This is a genomic window from Nonlabens antarcticus (genome assembly GCF_015356755.1).
Classification (GTDB): Bacteria; Bacteroidota; Bacteroidia; order Flavobacteriales; family Flavobacteriaceae; genus Nonlabens; species Nonlabens antarcticus.
Genome location: NZ_JADFCO010000060.1, coordinates 109892 through 129027, shown reverse-complemented (window position 1 = coordinate 129027; position 19136 = coordinate 109892). Strand labels below are relative to the sequence as shown.

Sequence of the window (19136 nt, the reverse complement as noted above, 5' to 3'; positions counted from 1 at the left end):
AACCTTAATAGGTGGGAATTTCAATTGCAAGCTTGTTGATACTAGCTTTGCAAAATGAGATGGATCATCGCCTTAGGCTTCGTTATATTATTTGAGTTTTACTCTTTTCAATTAATCAGAACTTTATCCCGCGGGCACTGGTGGAAATGGGTTTACCTAACAGTTTCCATAGGAGTCATTCTCAATGTTCTCTTGCAATTTTACTTACAACCAAACAGAGCCGTTATTTCTGGATCACGGGATCTTGCCATCACCTTTTTTCTTGCCTTTTTCATGGCAAAGGTGGTGTTCGTGCTCTTTATGTTGGGTGAAGATATTTACCGATTTTTTGAAGGACTTGTGAATAAAGTAGGAGGATCAACCGCTAGCGATGGCTTTTTGCCCAGCAGACGTAAATTTATTTCTATTGTAGGATTAGGCCTTGCGGCGCTGCCGTTTGGTGCTATTCTTTACGGAGCTTTTAAAGGTAAATATGATTATCAGGTGCGGGAATATGAGTTGTCTTTTAAGGATCTTCCTGAGGCATTTGAGAATTACAAGATTACCCAAATAAGCGATATACACGTCGGTTCATTTGATGATAGGGAAGAAGTTGCCTATGCACTGGATCTAGTAAATAAACAAAACGGAGATGTAATATTATTTACTGGTGACCTAGTCAATAATGTTTCCAGTGAATTAGAGGGCTGGGAAGAATTGTTTGGCTCGCTTAAGGCGAAAGACGGAGTGTTCTCTATTCTAGGAAACCATGATTATGGGGATTATGCGACCTGGGATTCTCCAGCAGAAAAACAAGCAAACCTTCAGGAATTGTTTGATATTCAAAAATCGATGGGATGGCGTTTGTTGCTGGATGAACATGAAACCATACAACGCGGTACTGATTCATTGAAACTTGTAGGTGTTCAAAACTGGGGTGGTGGACGTTTTCCCAAATATGGAGATTTAGAAAAGGCATCCGCTGGATTACAACCTGATGATTTTAAAGTCCTAATGTCACACGACCCAACACACTGGGATGCACAGGTAAAACAGAACCCCACTAATTTCCATTTAACCTTAAGTGGTCATACGCATGGTATGCAAATGGGGATTGAAATTCCTGGATGGATCAAGTTAAGTCCAGCATGGTTTGTTTATAAAAAATGGGCTGGGATTTATAAAGAGCATGGACGTTTCTTAAACGTCAACCGTGGTTTTGGTTTTCTTGGATATTCTGGTCGTGCTGGAATCTGGCCTGAGATCACGGTAATTAAGCTGAAAAAAGGTTGAGAAAATTGAAGTCATATAAATCAACAATCAGATGATTCTAAGCAACAGTAACGTGTTAAGAAGACCTTTAGATTACAAACACCATTTTTTATTACATTTACAATAATAACTAGGCTTTTCTATGTCAAAATTTGGTGAATTAATAAACTCAAACGTTCCTGTTCTATTCGATTTTTTTACGGAGTGGAATGAAGATAGCGTGAGTATGCATCCTGTTCTTAGGGATGTGGCAGCAGCACTGGGCGATAGCGTACGCATCATTAAGATTAACGTAGATAAAAATCCAGAGCTTTCTGAAGCTTTACGCATTAAGGGTTTGCCTACATTGATTATTTATAAACAAGGTGAGATGAAATGGCGTCAGAGTGGTATTCTAGATGGAAATTCTCTGATAACCTTGCTCAAAAAATATGCGTCTTAAAGGCGCTCGCACTTATATCCCTTAAGACGTAACCAATTCAAATATTCAGGCAAAACCTTTTTGAGTATTGGAAATGCTTTTTCGCTATCATGAAAAACGACAACACTGCCATTCTTAGTGTTGCTAATTAATGACTTCATGCAGCTTGCTGGACTACGAGTGCGATCAAAATCTCCTGATAATACATCCCAAAGCACTATTTTATAACCCAATTCACGCAATTTAATAGCTGCGGTTTTCCGGATTCTTCCATAAGGAGGTCGGAATAATCTAGATTCTATCAGGTTAGAAGCTTTATCAACATTTGAAACGTAAGAACTTGAAGAATGTTTCCAGCTGTTCAAATGATTGAAAGTATGATTACCGATAGCATGACCCGCGTCTTTTAGAACTTTCGTCAATTGAGGGTTTCTTTGAACGCAATCACCTATTAAGAAGAAAGTAGCTTTGAAATTATATATAGCTAATTGCTCCAAGACAAATGGAGTTACTCCAGGAGATGGTCCATCGTCAAAGGTGAGGTAAACGCACTTAGTTTCCCGATCGCCATGCCAAAAGTAACCAGCAAAGAATTTATTGAACCAGTCTGGAATGTGATCGGGATAAAGCCTCACTCTGGAACAGTATCGCCTAATGGAGCTACCGTACGTTGTGCATCTGCATTGTCAATTTCTGATTCTAGCAGATTTATCAGTTCTTGGGTCTTTTCATCACCTGGCCTTTTAAGCTGTTCTTCCTCACTATAAAACCTAGGAAATGATTTCACGTAGCTGTTGAATTTCTCAAAATGTTTTTCAATCGCTTTATCGTCCTCAAACTCTATAGCGGTGATGATCAGACCGCGATAACGTTCGATAGCTGTAATTACTTCCTGCCCTACCTGTGCTTGTTCATCTAATGGTAACCCCTTATAATAGTTGAGTTCATCCTGATATTTTAAAATGACTGCATCCAGAAGTTTATCAGCCTTTTGTGTTTTGTTTATCGTGTAATAGCCTCTAACAAATGGTTCAATCATGGAGTAATGACCATAGAATTCCAGCGGCATTTTTTCCATTCCCAGATCAAGGAGCTCTTCAGCTTTTGCGTCTTGGCCATCTTCAGCCAGCGCCATTGCTGCTCTTGTTACATTACTGCGATATCCTACACTGTTGCGTCTCGTTTCTACATCATGATAAATGTCAGAACTTCCACTATTGCCCCAATCCCATCCTTTAATTATTTTGTAGGCCACATCTGGATCTACACGTCCCATATCAAATGGATCACGATCGTTTGATGGTGGTGTATAAATAGGAGTGAGTTTGTAAGCCGTTCCATCCAGTTGTAAATAGTCTTTCATCCAGATATAATCCTCATCACCGAAGGCACCACCAGAGAAATAAATAGGACGTTCCCAATTATTTGCATTAATGATGTCTAGCATGAACATGCGGTTTTTGTAAACTAGATTTGAATTAATAGTAATGACTATATCATCCACAATTTTATCAGCATCCTTTGCGGCAACAACTCCGTTTTTAAGGACGGCTTCCTTGTTTACAGGAATACGTATGGATCGAGTTGGGAAGGTGTGCTCGCTATGATCATTGCGCATCAATTCTTGAGTAAGCTTACTTTCACTAGCAACCCATTCCATCCATTTATCCAGATTCATAGTGTCTGGAAATACATAATTAGGATCTCCTTGTGCCTCTCTCAATCTAGTTTGAATACGCTCTTTTTCGGCATACCATAAAGCGTCTCGGGTCCCATATACATACTTGTCATGAGTTAAAGTAGAGGGAACTGGAGCACTTTCATACGCCTGTTTTTTCATGTCATCCATATACCAGTCTGTACTTAACAGAGAAGTACAAACTATGCGAACGTCAGTACGATAACCTTCCACTTCCTGTGCGTACCACAGTGGGAAAGTATCATTATCGCCTATGGTAAATATGAGCGCATTAGGTAAACAACTGTCTAAGTATTTTTTAGCGCTGGAAAGTGCGGTGTACTTTTCAGACCTATCGTGATCGTCCCAATTCTGGAACCCCATCAAGAAGGGTACGGCAAGAAAGCATATTCCTAGAGTAACATACTTCATGACCGGGCTCTTTACCTTCTCTCGTATCGCATCATAAAGAGCATAAACACCTATTCCTATCCACATGGCAAATACTAAAAAGGATCCTACATAGGCATAATCACGTTCTCGCACCTGGAACATGCTCTGGTTGAGGTAAATAATGACCGCTAATCCCGTGAATAAAAATAGCATCAACGTTACAAAAAACGATTTCGGATCATTTTTAGCATGGAATACAGCTCCTAAAACGCCTAATAGTAAGGGAAGGAAGAAATAAAAATTACGTCCTTTGTTATGGAGCATGTCCTGGCTCAAATCATCTTGAGATCCTAAACGCCAAGAATCAATAAATGTAATCCCGCTCATCCAGTTACCATCAAATCGATCCCAGGTCCCTTGAACATCGTTTTGTTTTCCTGCAAAATTCCACATGAAATAACGCATATACATGTAGCTTATTTGAAAGCTCGCGAGATAGTTTAGGTTTTGAGCAAATGAAGGTTTTTTAATATCAATAGCTTCTCCTAGTGATGATATAACCTTAATATATTCATCTGAGGTGATCCTGCCGCGTTCAAACTGCCGCTCATAATCATCTAGAACACTCAATAATTCCTGATTGCCCTTGTAACCTGGTTTGATCTCATACTCTAGACCGCCCATAAAATCGACATAGTTCCCAGCACGGCTGGCATCTGTCATGCGAGGAAAAACACCTTTATGCGCATTATTTGTATTCTGTACAGCATTTTTATACTCATTCACAATTACATATTCACCAGTCTCATAATTGCGCTCATATTTTGGTTTTTCATCTATGTAGGGCTCATCTGGATCAAGTCCAGAGTACATATCTGTAAAAGATTCACCGTAGAAAAGTGCTGGAGCTGGGTATTGCTCCCTATTGTAATAAGAGAGTAGCGCCCTAGCATCGTTAGGGTTGTTTTCATTTATGGGAGTTCCCGCATTAGCTCTTATAGGCAACATCGTCCAACTGGAAAACCCTATCAATACAAACATGATACATAATGTCACGGTGTTTAAAAGAGGTTTGTTCCGCTTTCGCGAAAGCGAAATTAATCCGATAAATACGGCTACAATAAGTAAGAATGCGATGATGGTACCGCTATTGAACGGCAAGCCTATTTCATTTACAAAAAACACCTCTAAATAACCAAAAATACTAAGTGTGTAAGGCAACAATAGTTTGAAAACAAAGAGGAGTACGGCAGTTACAGAAACCAATGCGACAATAAAGTTAAGCGGAGTGATTTTTCTGTAGTGTCTAAAATACCATAGCATTCCAATAGCGGGAATAGTAAGAATTCCTAAAAAGTGAACTCCAAAAGAGAGTCCTATGATGAACGACATGAGAATGAGCCAGCGGTTGCCGCGAGGGAGCATCATATCGCGTTCCCACAGCAATCCCAGATAAAACATGCTGCTCATAATGAGTGAAGCGGGTGCGTAAACTTCTGCTTCAACGGCATTGAACCAGAAACTATCAGAAACGGTAAACGCTAGCGACCCTATGAAAGCTGCACCTAAAATCATGGTTTCATCCAGTCTATCTTTTAAAATATGTCTTTTTAAGAGCAGAGTGAGCGACCAAAACATAAATAAAATGGTAAGCGCGCTCGAGAAAGCAGACATGAGATTGACCATGTAGGCAATTTTTGTCGCCTCTGTTGCAAATATGGCGGCTGTTGCAATCATCATTTGATAGAGTGGTGCTCCTGGTGGGTGACCCACCTCAAGCTTAACGGATGTTGTGATGTATTCTCCAGCATCCCAGAAACTTACGGTAGGTTCTACGGTAAGCCAGTAAATAGTTAGAGCGATAAGGAAGACCGTCCATCCTAGGATTTTATTGAGATTGTTATAACTTAATTTCATAGGTATTTTTAACAGCTGCTAAAGTAGTAATTATATAAGGACACTGGTAAATACAACGCTACAAGTCGATTTTCATTTTACAGAAATAAATTTTTTAAAAAGAGTTGCATAAAATCAGAATTGTTCTAAATTTGCACCCGCAATTGTCCCATGGTGTAATGGTAACACATCGGTTTTTGGTACCGTCGTTCAAGGTTCGAGTCCTTGTGGGACAACTGTTGAATCCCGGCTCTTTTTTAGAGTCGGGATTTTTTATTTTCAGCATGTTTGGTTGGAGGTTCAAAGGAGGTTGGTTTCTAGTTTGAAAGTTCAAAATTTAAAGTAGTCCATAGTAGGACTCCGTTGAAAACTGATAAACTCTATATTATAAACAGATATTCCGAATCAAAATAAATATAAAATTAATAAAGGATATATTTGTCCGAATAATAATTATGCTTATTTTTGTATTGATAATTTAGCCGAACTATTCTTATAAAAGGATAAAAAGATAGCATTATCTGATTAATAAAAAATATTATGGAATTACTTACAAAAACCTTCACACACCCAGTTTCAATGTCTAACGACCATACAACTTCCATGGTTATAGACGCTCATCAATCACAGAGTAGAGCAGCTGAAAGAAATGAAACGTCACGTACAAATTACGTTTTAGATCTTTATAATAGTTTCATGGAAGAATATCGTTCGGGCTCCGTGGCTTATGCTACCATAAGTCTTTTAGGGCAGAGTTGTTTAGCATCTGTTGCCGCTATGGTGTTGCTGATGAATCCATCTGGGTTTTCCCGGCCAGTGCAAATGATAGAATTGTTTCTAGTGACAATCTTTTGCATGGGATTCAACGCATCAGTTCTTTCTCAGCAAAAAGAAAAGTTTCAAGTAAACTTACTTATTGTGAGTGTGCTCGTGAGCCTGACTGTTATTTGCCTTCACTTATTTTAGTATAAGCGATCTGTTATTAAATATTGAAAACATTGTCAAACTGCAAGGTTATGATGTTTTCTCATATACGCTATAAGCACATTCTGCAGTTTATTCAAAACACCCGCTATAAAATGATAAATAGTGGGTGTTTTTAATGATCTAATAGTGATGAGTAAAATGAGTTAAAAGAAAGCCTTTCAACGATCATAACTGTTTCAAAGTCTGACCTACTTTTATGTTTTAGGTTTCTGGTTGAACAAATTTAAATTTAAGTTGGTTCCCATTTTACGTGCTCTCAACTTGAGAGTGGTAGCATTATCACCTACAAATAAATAATCTAGAGTTTGAACCCAATGGTTCAGCCAAATACCAAAATGAGTCTCATCGATGGTATACTGTTCTATTTTATCGACTGCGTTGTGAGCAGTTATTGGATTTCCCTTGTAGCTCGAAGTTCTAAATAAGCTAGTTTCCCAGAAGTCTGTGAGTAGTTCTAGATGAGATTCCCAGTCTTTTATGTGTCTGTTAAATACAGGTCCTAAAGTTGGATCTAGCCTTACTCTTTCATAGAATGTCTCTACCAGTAGCTTAATATCTTTTCTAAATAGTATATCTGCTTTCATATTAGAAATATTTATAGAATTAGTTTCCTGAAATCACGACCCGATTATCAAAACCGAATCTGATACAAATATCAAACTTATATTCGGATAGAAGTATCCGAATACGAACTATTAACCTTTAGAAATTATAACTTAAATAAAATAGAGATTAAAACCACTTGCTTGAATTTATGGCATTATGGAAAGGTTCAAAAAAGCACTCCCTAGAATAAAGGAAGTAGGAGCTGATTAGCTATGAAATGATTGCTGCTCTAATGCTAAAACTATGATTGCAGATAAACAGATAAGCTTAAGACTCATTCCGCAATTGACACAAAACACCTGGATAATCGGTAATGATTCCATCAACTCCCATTTTCATAAGCGACTTCATGGTTTTGACCTGATTGACCGTCCATGGTATAATTTTGATTCCGCGATCCTTAGATTCTTTTACCATTTCTAGTGTGACAATCTTAAAATAGGGACTGAATATTTCTGGTTCAAAACCTATTGGTTCTAAATGTTGTTCTACACTTTTATTATTATCAGCCGTTAGAAATGCTACTGGAATCTCAGGGCATGTTTTTTTTACTTCTTGAATTTGTCTGGGATCAAACGACTGGATGTAGTAACGGTTTTCAATATTGGCCGATTTAAGTATGGACACGACTCTTGCAATTAAATGAATGGGCGCAGGGTGGAGTTTGAGATCTCCTTCTGGACCCGCTTTAATTTCTACATTATATAAGACAGGTTGTAATTTATTATCTGATACATACTTCTCTACTGCGGCAATAAGCTCACCCAATTCTGGAATATAGGCATTGGCTTTTTGTTGTTGTAAGTATTTAAGATTTCCTTTGGAGCCTACGTCATATAAACGTACGTCGCTATAATTCATCCTGTAAAAAATATGTTTCCGTGCTTGACTTTTAGGAATATCTGCTCCTGTCTTGTCTAGGCTATAGGTTCTATTGACAAAAGGATCATGAGCAACAATCACCACTCCATCTGCGGTAAACTGTAGGTCCATTTCTAATACGTTAGCTCCATCTTGGATTGCTTTTAGCATTCCTGGAATGGTGTTTTCAGGCATCAAACCTCTGGTTCCTCTATGGCCTTGCAAGAAAAATTCAGGATATTTCATTATTATTTTTCACTCATTTCTAAACTTTAATAAATTTTTAATTCAGAACTAGAGGCCCAGTAAAGTTGTTTGGACCATTAAATTATAGATTAAATTGTTAGAGGTTTTGTAATAATTTTGCTTTCGCGAAAGCGGTGTAACTTCATTTTTAGAACTACATTCCATGCAAAGGTTAAGATAATATTCTGAAACTGTTTTCACTATAAATCATGAATGAGGAACCATACATTGCAGAAGCTTAAAAAATTACTATCTTTGCACTGTATTTGAGCAATATGAGGGGACAAAAAGTCCCCTCTTTTTATAAAATATGTTGGAAAAAAGAGTTCGTGAACTGCTAGATGCAGCATTTGAAGAAAGAACAGATCTATATCTGATAGACCTGGATATTGCAGCCGGCAACGTGATTAAGGTCATTGTTGACGGCGATAAGGATGTCATGGTTTCAGATTGTATTTTTGTATCAAGAGCCGTCGAGCACCAGCTTGATCGCGAGGAGGAAGATTTTTCTCTGGAAGTTACCAGTGCTGGAGTGGGCAAGCCGCTCAAGCATCATCGACAGTTTGTCAAGAATATAGGTCGTACCCTTGAAATAACAGACAGGGAAAAATCCAAAGAAACTGGAGTGCTTGAAAAGGCAGATGAAAATGAAGTGACCATCACGTGGAAAGCTAGAGAGCCGAAACCAGTGGGAAAAGGAAAAGTGACTGTTGAAAAGGAATTGACACTTCCTTATGAAGAGATCAAACAAGCAAAAGTTGTTATAACATTTAATTAAAAAGTGAATATGGAAAATCTCGCATTGATCGAGTCTTTTTCTGAGTTTAAAGATGATAAAATGATAGATCGCGTCACATTGATGGCGATCTTGGAAGATGTTTTTAGAAGTGCGCTTAAAAGGAAATATGGTGAGGATGACAATTTTGACATCATTATCAATCCAGATAAGGGCGATTTAGAAATATGGCGCAACCGTGTGGTTGTTGCTGATGATGAGGTTGAAGACGATAACTCAGAAATTTCACTTACTGAAGCACGTAAAATCGAGCCTGATTATGAGGTTGGTGAAGATGTTGCCGAAGAGGTGAAGTTAATTCAGTTAGGGCGCCGTGCGATTCTTGCATTACGTCAAAATTTGATATCAAAAATTCATGAGCACGATAATACTAATATCTTCAAACACTTTAAGGAGTTAGAAGGTGAGTTGTACAGTGCTGAAGTGCACCATATAAGACATCGTGCGATTATTCTTTTAGATGATGACGGTAATGAGATAATCATGCCTAAGGACAGACAGATTCCATCTGATTTTTTCCGTAAAGGGGAGAATGTTCGTGGGATTATAGAAAGTGTAGAGCTTAGAGGTAATAAGCCTAATATTATACTTTCTAGAACATCTCCTAAGTTCTTAGAGAAATTGTTTGAACAAGAAATCCCTGAAGTTTTTGATGGTTTAATTACCGTTAAGGCTGTCGTTCGTGAACCAGGTGAGAAAGCTAAAGTTGCGGTGGATAGTTATGATGATAGAATCGATCCAGTAGGCGCTTGTGTAGGTGTTAAAGGAAGTCGTATTCATGGTATAGTTCGTGAGTTAGGAAACGAAAATATTGATGTTATTAACTGGACTGCAAACACACAGTTATACATAGGACGTGCTTTAAGTCCTGCAAAAATTGTATCTATTACAATTGATGAAGAAAAGAAAAGAGCAGAAGTACGACTGAATCCTGAGGAAGTTTCTAAAGCCATAGGTCGTCGCGGTCATAATATTAGACTAGCTGGGAAGTTGACTGGTTATGAAATAGATGTGATCCGTGAAGGAGTAGAGGAAGATGTAGAATTGACAGAATTCTCTGATGAAATCGAAGGATGGATTATAGAAGAATTGAGTAAAGCTGGTCTGGATACGGCAAAGAGCGTATTAGAGCAGGATGTAGAGGATTTAGTAAAAAGAACAGATCTGGAAGAGGAAACAATCGTCGAGTTGATGAATATCCTGAAGTCAGAATTTGAAGATTAAGAATTAAAAGACAACCCATAGGTATTTTATGGCCGAAGTAAAAAACATGAGACTCAATAAAGTGCTTAGAGAATTTAATATTTCTCTAGACCGTGCTGTGGAACATCTCTCTGCCCAAGGTATTGAGATAGAGGCTCGCCCTACCACAAAAATTGACGAATCCGTCTATCAAGCACTAGCAGATGAGTTTCAAACAGACAAAAGCAAAAAGGTAGCTTCTAAGGAAGTTGGAGCAGAGCGTCGTAAAGAGCAGGAGGAATTGCGCTTACAACGGGAGCAAGAACAGGAAGAAAGACAACGTAAGCAGCAAGAGGTCGTTAGAGCTAAAGCTGAAGTGACGGGTCCTAAAACTGTAGGCACCATAGATCTGGATGCGAGTAAGAAAACTCCTCCAGAGAAATCTACTGCAGATGTTCCAGTGAACAAAGCGCCAGAAGAGAAAAAAGCTGAGGCTGTTAAAGAGGCGGTAGCAGATCCTTCCGTTATTTCTAACAGACCTAAAGCTTCAGGAGCGACAATCAAGGGGAAAATCGATCTTGATAAAAACAAGCCAAGGCCAAAGGCAAAGTCAAAACCAGAAACTGCTAAAGCGGAGGCTCCTAAGAAGGAAACCCCTAAAGCTGATTCTCCTAAGGCAGAAGCTCCTAAACCTGCTACTCCAGTGGCGAAAACAGAAGCTGCTAAGCCAGAAGAGAAAAAAGAAACCGTTAAACTGGTTGAAGAGGCTAAACCAGAACCAGAAGTCGCTAAGGCTGATGAAACTCCGGTAACAGCTGAAGTACCTAAAGACGCTACTGTAGAACAAGCAGAAGGTCAAACGGCCGAGTCAGAGGTGATTAAAACCGAGTATAAGAAACTAGGTGGGCTTAAAGTGACAGGGCAAAAGATCGATTTGTCGAAATTTGCCAAGCCTAAGAAAAAAGAAGATAACAAGCGCAAGCGTAAACGTATTTCTAAGCCAGGAGCTGGTGGTGCTGGTGCAAAAAGCGGTCCTGGTGCAAGACGAGGCGCTCCAGGTGCTGCAAGAAAAACTCTTGTTAAGGCAGAGCCTACAGAAGAAGAAATCCAAAAACAGGTTAGAGAAACTCTTGAAAAACTTCAAAGTAAATCCTCCAAATCTAAAGCGGCAAGATACCGTCGCGATAAAAGAGATACCCACCGTGAAAAGGTAGAGGCTCAAGAACAAGAACAAGCAGAAGACAAGAAAATCCAGGTTACAGAGTTTGTAACTGTTAGCGACCTTTCCACCATGATGGACGTTCCAGTCAACCAGGTGATTGGAGCCTGTATGTCATTAGGTATGATGGTAACCATGAATCAGCGTCTTGATGCTGAAACGATGAGTATCGTTGCTGAGGAATTTGGCTTTGAGATGGACTTTGTTAATGCAGATATTGAAGAAAGTATTGCAGAGACTGTAGATACTGAAGATCAATTGATCACTCGTGCTCCTATTGTTACCGTTATGGGTCACGTAGATCACGGTAAAACTTCTTTACTGGATTATATACGTGAAGAGAATGTTATTGCTGGTGAAAGTGGTGGAATTACCCAACACATAGGTGCTTATGGTGTGGAGTTGAAAGGTGGTCAGAAAATGTCCTTCCTTGATACACCAGGACACGAGGCCTTTACCGCGATGCGTGCACGTGGTGCTCAAGTAACTGACATTGCTATTATCGTAATAGCAGCAGATGATGATGTGATGCCTCAAACTAAAGAGGCTATTAGTCACGCACAAGCAGCAAATGTGCCAATCATATTTGCTATCAATAAGGTTGACCGCGATGCGGCAAACCCAGAAAAAATTAAAGAATCGTTAGCTAATATGAACTTGTTGGTGGAAGATTGGGGTGGAAAAATTCAGTCCCATGATATATCTGCTAAAACTGGACTGGGAGTTGCAGAGCTTCTAGAAAAAGTATTGTTAGAAGCAGAATTATTAGATCTTAAAGCGAATCCTAATAAACAAGCTACCGGTACTGTTGTAGAGGCATTCCTAGACAAAGGTCGTGGATACGTTTCCACTATATTAGTACAGGCAGGAACATTAAAAGTAGGAGACTATGTACTCGCAGGTCGTACTCACGGTAAAGTGAAAGCGATGCAAGATGAACGTGGTCATGAGGTTAAAACGGCAGGACCGTCAACCCCAATTTCTATACTAGGTTTAGATGGTGCTCCACAAGCAGGTGATAAATTCCATGTATTTGAGGATGAAAGAGAAGCTAAATCTATTGCTTCTAGACGTACTCAATTGCAACGTGAGCAATCTGTAAGAACTCAGAAAACTTTATCTCTTGATGAGATCGGTAGACGTATTGCTCTAGGAGACTTTAAAGAATTGAACTTGATTCTTAAAGGTGACGTGGATGGTTCTGTTGAAGCATTGACAGATTCATTCCAGAAGTTGTCTACAGAAGAAATTCAAGTGAATATCATACATAAGGCAGTAGGTGCGATCACAGAAAGTGACGTATTGCTGGCGAGTGCTTCAGACGCAATTATCATAGGATTTAACGTTCGTCCGCAAGGGAATGCAAGATCTGTGGCAGAGCAGGAAGAAGTTGATATCAGAATGTATTCAATCATTTATGATGCAATCAATGACCTTAAAGATGCGATGGAAGGAATGCTTTCTCCAGAACTTAAAGAAGAGATCACAGGGTCTGCTGAAGTTCGAGAAACATTCAAGATTTCTAAAGTGGGAACTATTGCAGGTTGTATGGTTCAGGATGGTAAGATCTACCGCAACAGCGGCGTGAGATTGATACGAGATGGAGTTGTAGTTTACACAGGTGAACTGTCTACTCTTAAACGATTCAAGGATGACGTTAAAGATGTTGCCAAAGGTTATGAATGCGGTATCCAGATTAAGAACTACAACGATGTTCAAGAGAATGATATCATTGAAAGTTTCCGTGAAGTAGAAGTAAGAAAGAAACTCAAATAATATACTGAGCTTAATAAAGACAGAAAGCCGTTTCAGTTTTGGAACGGCTTTTTTATTGGCTTGAATTGATCGAGGGAAGTAGATGTTTTTAGTTGAAAACCATAAATGGAATGGTATGATTTGCTCATATCATTTAACTAGATGTTTTAGCTATTGTATTATGGATAGATAGTTTTCTCTACGCAATTCACTTCACTTAAAGATTTATATGCTAAATGGAGGATCTTCATGTTTTACCCTTGCTTTAAAATTTAATCAAATCGATAATGAAATGATGGGGAAGAACAAATTGCCAATGCAACATTTAATATTGGTCAAGAAATTTAGAATGTGGAGGTGATTAGGAGTAGCAATTGTGGTTATCCTGAAATTTGAATTGTTAAGTGACTACTTGAGGATATTGAAATTAATCACAAGTCTGAAAATATTCATTTCCACAGCTATTTAAAGTCATTAATTCGGCCTTTATACGCAGAACCTCTTGAACCTCTAACCATGTTTAATTATAAGGATTACTAATTTATGACCTAGGGAAGAACAGATTGCTGTTGGGACTCTTAACACTGACCTATGAAGTTAGAACCTCGTAGTGCTTAAAATTCGCAAATCCTAAGTTTACCGTAATACGTAAACCAGTTTGAAAATATTGAACTGCTCAATTCATACAGTGTAAACGAGATTAGATAAAATGTGTTTTCAATCCCATGCGATTGACAAAATTGGGATAAACAAAGCATCGCTTAATACCAATTCAAAAGGTATTAAGCGATGCTTTGTTTAGGAACTAGGAATTTTTAAGAAACTAACCTTTTGGCTTCATTACGAAAGCATGAGGAAATGACTTTTTAACCTCTAACAGCGCACGTTCAGCCTCAAGTCTACTGCGGTATTTGCCTATCCATACTTTATGATAGGGCGGCTCATACTTTAATTCAGACTTCCATAGAAGCCCTAGCGCGTCATATCTTGATTTTACAGATCCAGCCTCCTGATTTTCGCCTTGAAAGATGTGAATCGTGTATCGATCATTGAAAGCTCCCTCTTTATCCATGGCAACTTTAGCGGCAACCAGGCGTTCCAGATCTGCTTCATTGACCTTTGTAGTACTTTGTCCAAAACCTAATTGGGACGTAAGAACCACACTTCCAATTAATAAGATACTTTTTATCGTTTTTGTAATCATAGCAATGGGTGTGATGAGCCCGCTTTCGCGAAAGCGAACTTCTATTTAGAACCTTTATAAATTAATTTCTTCATTAGCTCCTCCCAAAAATAAACCATTTTTGACCTATTTTTGCAAGGCTTTAAGGATACAGTAGACTACTGTAATTATTGTGCCAAAGTTATTGTAATAATCATTAAACGAGATGATAAAAAAGAAATTACATCTTTCTACGCTACAGCTATTTTTAGCTTCCCTGTTCCTGGTTTTCTCCATGATGGGAGCTCAAGCTCAAGAAGATGCCACTACATCAGATGCTGAATCTGCAACGCCAGTAGAAGCGACCCCAAGTGAATCAGATACCTCAGGTGGTAATGCGACCCAAGGTGAAGCGCTTTTTAAAGCAAATTGTGCTTCCTGTCACAAACTATATAAAAAAGCTGTAGGGCCAGCTCTTTTTGAAGTTACTAAACGTCACGACCGAGAATGGTTGTACGAGTGGATCAAAAATTCTGCCGCGCTTATTGCTACAGGTGATGCGGAGGCTCTAGCGATCTACAACGAGTATAATCAATCTAACATGAATGCCTTTCCAGGGCTTTCAAATCAAGATATTGATAATATTCTGGCTTATACAGATACTCCTAAACCCGTTGCAACAACTGCTGCACCTGTTGATGGAGAGGCTGCTGCTGGCGGCGGTGGAACCAGTTCTATGACAAACAATATTGTGTTAGGTGCATTAGCTCTTGTTTTAATAGTATTGATTGTTGTTCTTTTTGCGGTAAATACTACCTTAAAAAGATTTGCTACTGCAAACGGTATTCAAACGGAATTTGAAGAAGAGGATAGAACAGAAAGAACTCCTATCTGGAAAGCATTTGTACAAAATCAATTCCTAGTACTAGTGACGGCAATATTTTTATTGCTTGCAAGTGCTTACTTTGTTTATGGTGCTTTAATGAGTGTAGGTGTAGATCAAGGGTATGCCCCAGTGCAACCTATTCACTACTCGCACAGAATTCACGCTGGTGTAAGCCAGATTGATTGTAAGTATTGTCACTCTAGTGCAAGAGAGTCTAAACACTCTGGGATTCCTTCTCTTAATGTTTGTATGAATTGTCACAAATCCATTGCAGAGGTTGCAGATGGAACCTATCAAGAAGGTATAGAGGAGTACGGTATCGATTATAATAAAGAGATCCAAAAACTATATTCTGCTACAGGATGGAGTGAAGACGAGCAAGCGTTTGTAGGAGAAGAGCAGCCGGTAAGATGGGTGCGCATTCACAACTTGCCTGATCTCGCCTACTTCAATCACGCGCAACACGTTACTGCTGGTAATATTGCATGTCAGACTTGTCATGGTCCCGTAGAAGAAATGGAAGTTATGTATCAATATTCTCCATTAACGATGGGATGGTGTATTAACTGTCACAGAGAAACTAATGTAGATTTAGCAGGTAATGGATACTATGAAGAGATTCATAAGGAATTATCAGAGAAACGTGGTGGTCGTCAATTGACGGTTGCAGACTTGGGAGGAATTGAATGTGGCAAGTGCCACTACTAAAAAAAATAGCTTAAGAATTTTATGGCTACTACTAAAAAATACTGGAAAAGTACTGCGCAACTCGATACGAGCAATGAGATGATCAAAAGTCTCGAGCAAAACGAGTTTGCAACGCCTGTTCCAACTGAAGAATTTCTAGGAGACGATAAGGCGATGGAATCTTCCAGCACCACACGTCGTGATTTCTTGAAATACGTAGGTTTCAGTACCGCTGCAGCATCACTTGCTGCCTGTGAAGGTCCTGTTATCAACTCTGTTCCTTATGTGAATCAACCAGAAAGGCTTATTCCAGGAATCGCAAACTATTATGCGACTACCATTGCTAACGGGTATGATTTTGCAAGTGTTCTTGTTAAGACTCGTGAGGGAAGACCTATTAAAATTGAAGGTAATAGAGATATTGCTGCTCGCGGTAATGCCAGCGCCCGTGTCCATGCATCTGTTTTAGGTTTGTATGACAATAATCGTCTTAAAACCCCACTAGTAAAAGGAAAAGAATCCACCTGGTCAGAATTAGATAAGGAAGTGCGTCAGCAGTTAAATGCTAATGCAGGAAAGCAGATCGTTTTTCTAACACAGACTTTTGCCAGTCCATCAACAGCAAAATTGATGGAAGACTTCAAAGCTGCGTATCCTAATGTTCGTCAGGTAACCTACGACACTGTTGGTGAAGATGCTGCACTGGATGCCTTTGAGGCTAAATACTTCCAGCGCGGTCTTGCAGATTATGATTTTAAGGATGCAGAATGCATCGTTAGTATAGGAGCAGATTTTGTAGGAGACTGGCAAGGTGGTAGTTTTGATACCAACTATGCACAATCTCGCGTTCCTAAGAATGGTAAAATGTCACATCACGTGCAGTTTGAGTCTAATATGTCTCTGGCTGGTGCAAATGCAGACCAACGTTATCCTGTAACACCTACCGAGCAAAAACAAATTATTGCAGCCCTTTACAGTAAAGTTGTAGGTGGTTCTGCAAATAGTAACCTGTCTGATAAAGTTTCTAAAGCTGTTGAACAAGCGGCGCAAAAATTGCGTCGTGCAGGAAGCAAAGGCGTTGTTCTTTGCGGTCTTCCAGATCAAGGAGCACAACAATTAGCACTTGAAATTAACGAGCAACTAGGTAGTACTATTATTGATACTGCTAATCCTATTCTTACGAGACAAGGTAGCCGCCGGGCGGTTAACCAGCTGGTTAAAGACATGGAAAGTGGTGCTGTAGGTGCTGTTTTTGTTGCAGGTGTAGATCCTTTTTATAGTTATGACGACAATGAAGCTTTCGCGAAAGCGTGGAAGAATGTACCACTCAAGGTATCATTAGCATCACGTCTAGATGCTACAGCAGAGCAGTCTGATTATGTAGCTACTACACCGCATTATTTAGAATCTTGGGGTGATGTAGAAATGAAGAAAGGAACTGTTTCCTTGATGCAACCTACGATCAATACGTTGTTTGATACGCGCCAGTTGCAAGACTCTTTGTTAGTCTGGTCTGGTAGCAATGAAACATATAAAGATTACCTAAAAACAAGTTCCACTGCAAATGGTTCCAGCTGGAATCAGTCGTTACAGGATGGATTTTACACCGCTACTCTTTCTGAAACCTCAGGTACAGAATCAGAAGTCCCAACAATAAACAATGCAGCTGCATTGCGCGATCTGGGTGCTTCAAAAGCTACTGGTGATTACGAATTAGTGTTATACACTAAGATTTCCATGGGTGATGGAACGCAAGCAAATAACCCATGGTTGCAAGAACTTCCTGATCCTATTACTAGAACAACTTGGGATAATTACATTACAGTTTCCCAAAAAGATGCTGACAATTTAGGGATTGAGAATTTCAACGTTGCAAATGGAGCATTGGATGGTTCTTATGCGATCGTTAGAATGGATGGAGTGGAACGTAAGATCCCAGCGATAATACAGCCTGGTCAAGCAGTAGGAACTATTGGTCTTGCTTTAGGATATGGTCAGACTTCTTCAATACAAGAAGAAATGCAAACCGGTGTTAACGCTTTTCCTTTCTTCAAGAACGGAAGGACAGTTCAATCTGTAAGTGTTGAAGTTGCAGGTGGCGTTCATGAGTTTGCTTGTACACAACTACAAAATACCATGATGGGTCGTGATATTATTCGCGAGACTGACATGGGAACTTATTTAAAAGGTAATAGAGACGAGTTCAATCCTATGATCGAGGTTTCCTTGAATCATATAGGAACACCCGTAACATCTCCAGATGTTGATCTCTGGGAAAGTTTTGACCGCTCTGTAGGGCATCACTTCAATATGTCAATTGACTTAAACGCTTGTACCGGTTGTGGTGCTTGTGTAGTAGCATGTCATGCAGAAAATAATGTTCCTGTCGTTGGTAAAACAGAAGTAAGACGTTCAAGAGATATGCACTGGTTGCGTATCGATAGATATTACTCTTCCACAGATAGTTTTGAAGATGATGAATCTAAGAAAGATGGTTTTTCTGGGCTATTCGGTGATAATGGTTCTTTAGGAGGATTCGGTGAATTGGAAATTCCAGCGGACGAACCACAAGTGGCATTTATGCCTATTATGTGTCAGCACTGTAACCACGCACCATGTGAAACAGTTTGTCCTGTTGCAGCATCATCACACAGTCGTCAAGGTCAGAATCACATGATTTATAACCGTTGTGTAGGTACAAGATATTGTGCTAACAACTGTCCTTATAAAGTACGTAGATTCAACTGGTTCTTATATAATGGTAATGATGAGTTTGATTACCACATGAATAATGATCTAGGTCGCATGGTAATCAATCCAGATGTTACCGTTCGTTCCCGTGGGGTAATGGAAAAATGTTCTATGTGTATTCAGATGACTCAAATGACGATTCTAGAAGCTAAGAAAGACGGTAGAATGATCGAGGATGGAGAATTTGCTACGGCTTGTTCAAATGCCTGTTATAATGGAGCCATTACATTCGGTGATATTAATGACAAGGAGTCTGAGATTTTCGAAGTGAAACAACAAGATCGTATGTATCACTTGTTGGAAGAAGTAGGAACTGAGCCTAACGTGATGTATCAGGTTAAGGTAAGAAACGTATAATA

13 protein-coding genes and 1 tRNA gene are annotated in these 19136 nt (G+C 39.2%); 9 read left to right on the top strand and 5 right to left on the bottom strand.

Features of this window, described 5'->3' with window-relative positions; all coding sequences use genetic code 11:
- The first annotated feature begins 54 nt into the window (after window positions 1-54).
- Both IQ282_RS02495 and IQ282_RS02490 read left to right on the top strand, forming a co-directional pair.
- On the top strand, window positions 55-1272 hold the full coding sequence (locus IQ282_RS02495; protein ID WP_194850324.1) for a metallophosphoesterase: 1218 nt from the start codon (window positions 55-57) through the stop codon (window positions 1270-1272).
- Between the two features lie 121 nt (window positions 1273-1393).
- Window positions 1394-1693 carry a thioredoxin family protein gene (locus IQ282_RS02490; RefSeq protein WP_194850323.1) on the top strand — a complete coding sequence of 100 codons (300 nt, stop codon included), beginning with the start codon at window positions 1394-1396 and terminating at the stop codon, window positions 1691-1693.
- On the opposite strand, the gene IQ282_RS02485 is transcribed toward IQ282_RS02490, so the two are convergent.
- Together IQ282_RS02485 and IQ282_RS02480 are read right to left on the bottom strand one after the other, a co-directional pair.
- Window positions 1690-2307, bottom strand: a complete 618-nt coding sequence (locus tag IQ282_RS02485; RefSeq protein ID WP_194850322.1) for a polysaccharide deacetylase family protein — start codon at window positions 2305-2307, stop codon at window positions 1690-1692. The two genes, IQ282_RS02490 and IQ282_RS02485, sit on opposite strands and share 4 nt — an antisense overlap.
- Window positions 2304-5660, bottom strand: a complete 3357-nt coding sequence (locus tag IQ282_RS02480) for a glycosyltransferase family 117 protein (RefSeq protein WP_194850321.1) — start codon at window positions 5658-5660, stop codon at window positions 2304-2306. Before IQ282_RS02480 ends, IQ282_RS02485 begins: the two co-directional genes overlap by 4 nt.
- Window positions 5661-5804: 144 nt before the next feature.
- Between IQ282_RS02480 and IQ282_RS02475 the strand changes: the two genes are divergently transcribed.
- Window positions 5805-5875, top strand: a tRNA-Gln gene (locus IQ282_RS02475).
- 343 nt (window positions 5876-6218) lie between these two features.
- The gene (locus IQ282_RS02470; RefSeq protein WP_194850320.1) at window positions 6219-6605 is read left to right on the top strand and encodes a hypothetical protein; all 387 of its coding nucleotides are present in this window, start codon (window positions 6219-6221) and stop codon (window positions 6603-6605) included.
- Window positions 6606-6820: 215 nt separating this feature from the next.
- Here IQ282_RS02470 and IQ282_RS02465 read toward each other — a convergent pair whose 3' ends face one another.
- Window positions 6821-7210, bottom strand: a complete 390-nt coding sequence (locus IQ282_RS02465) for a group III truncated hemoglobin (protein WP_194850319.1) — start codon at window positions 7208-7210, stop codon at window positions 6821-6823.
- 289 nt (window positions 7211-7499) lie between these two features.
- A complete protein-coding gene (locus IQ282_RS02460) occupies window positions 7500-8339 on the bottom strand; it encodes a glycerophosphodiester phosphodiesterase family protein (protein ID WP_194850318.1) in 840 nt (279 codons plus the stop codon).
- 310 nt (window positions 8340-8649) lie between these two features.
- On the opposite strand from IQ282_RS02460, the gene rimP reads away from it, so the two are divergent.
- The 3 genes from rimP to infB are packed head-to-tail and all read left to right on the top strand — an operon-like array spanning window position 8650 to window position 13312.
- Window positions 8650-9117, top strand: coding sequence for a ribosome assembly cofactor RimP (rimP, locus tag IQ282_RS02455; RefSeq protein WP_194850317.1), 468 nt, complete (start codon window positions 8650-8652; stop codon window positions 9115-9117).
- A 9-nt stretch (window positions 9118-9126) separates the two neighbouring features.
- Window positions 9127-10359 (top strand): transcription termination factor NusA, encoded by a 1233-nt coding sequence (nusA, locus tag IQ282_RS02450; protein ID WP_194850316.1) that lies wholly within the window; start codon window positions 9127-9129, stop codon window positions 10357-10359.
- A 28-nt stretch (window positions 10360-10387) separates the two neighbouring features.
- Entirely contained in the window at window positions 10388-13312 is a 2925-nt protein-coding gene (infB, locus tag IQ282_RS02445; RefSeq protein ID WP_194850315.1) for a translation initiation factor IF-2, read from the top strand.
- Window positions 13313-14114: 802 nt separating this feature from the next.
- On the opposite strand, the gene IQ282_RS02440 is transcribed toward infB, so the two are convergent.
- A complete protein-coding gene (locus tag IQ282_RS02440) occupies window positions 14115-14495 on the bottom strand; it encodes a translation initiation factor IF-2 (protein ID WP_228547187.1) in 381 nt (126 codons plus the stop codon).
- A 184-nt stretch (window positions 14496-14679) separates the two neighbouring features.
- On the opposite strand from IQ282_RS02440, the gene IQ282_RS02435 reads away from it, so the two are divergent.
- Together IQ282_RS02435 and IQ282_RS02430 are read left to right on the top strand one after the other, a co-directional pair.
- Window positions 14680-16047, top strand: coding sequence for a c-type cytochrome (locus tag IQ282_RS02435; RefSeq protein ID WP_194850314.1), 1368 nt, complete (start codon window positions 14680-14682; stop codon window positions 16045-16047).
- 21 nt (window positions 16048-16068) lie between these two features.
- Entirely contained in the window at window positions 16069-19134 is a 3066-nt protein-coding gene (locus IQ282_RS02430; RefSeq protein WP_194850313.1) for a TAT-variant-translocated molybdopterin oxidoreductase, read from the top strand.
- Window positions 19135-19136 lie beyond the last annotated feature (2 nt).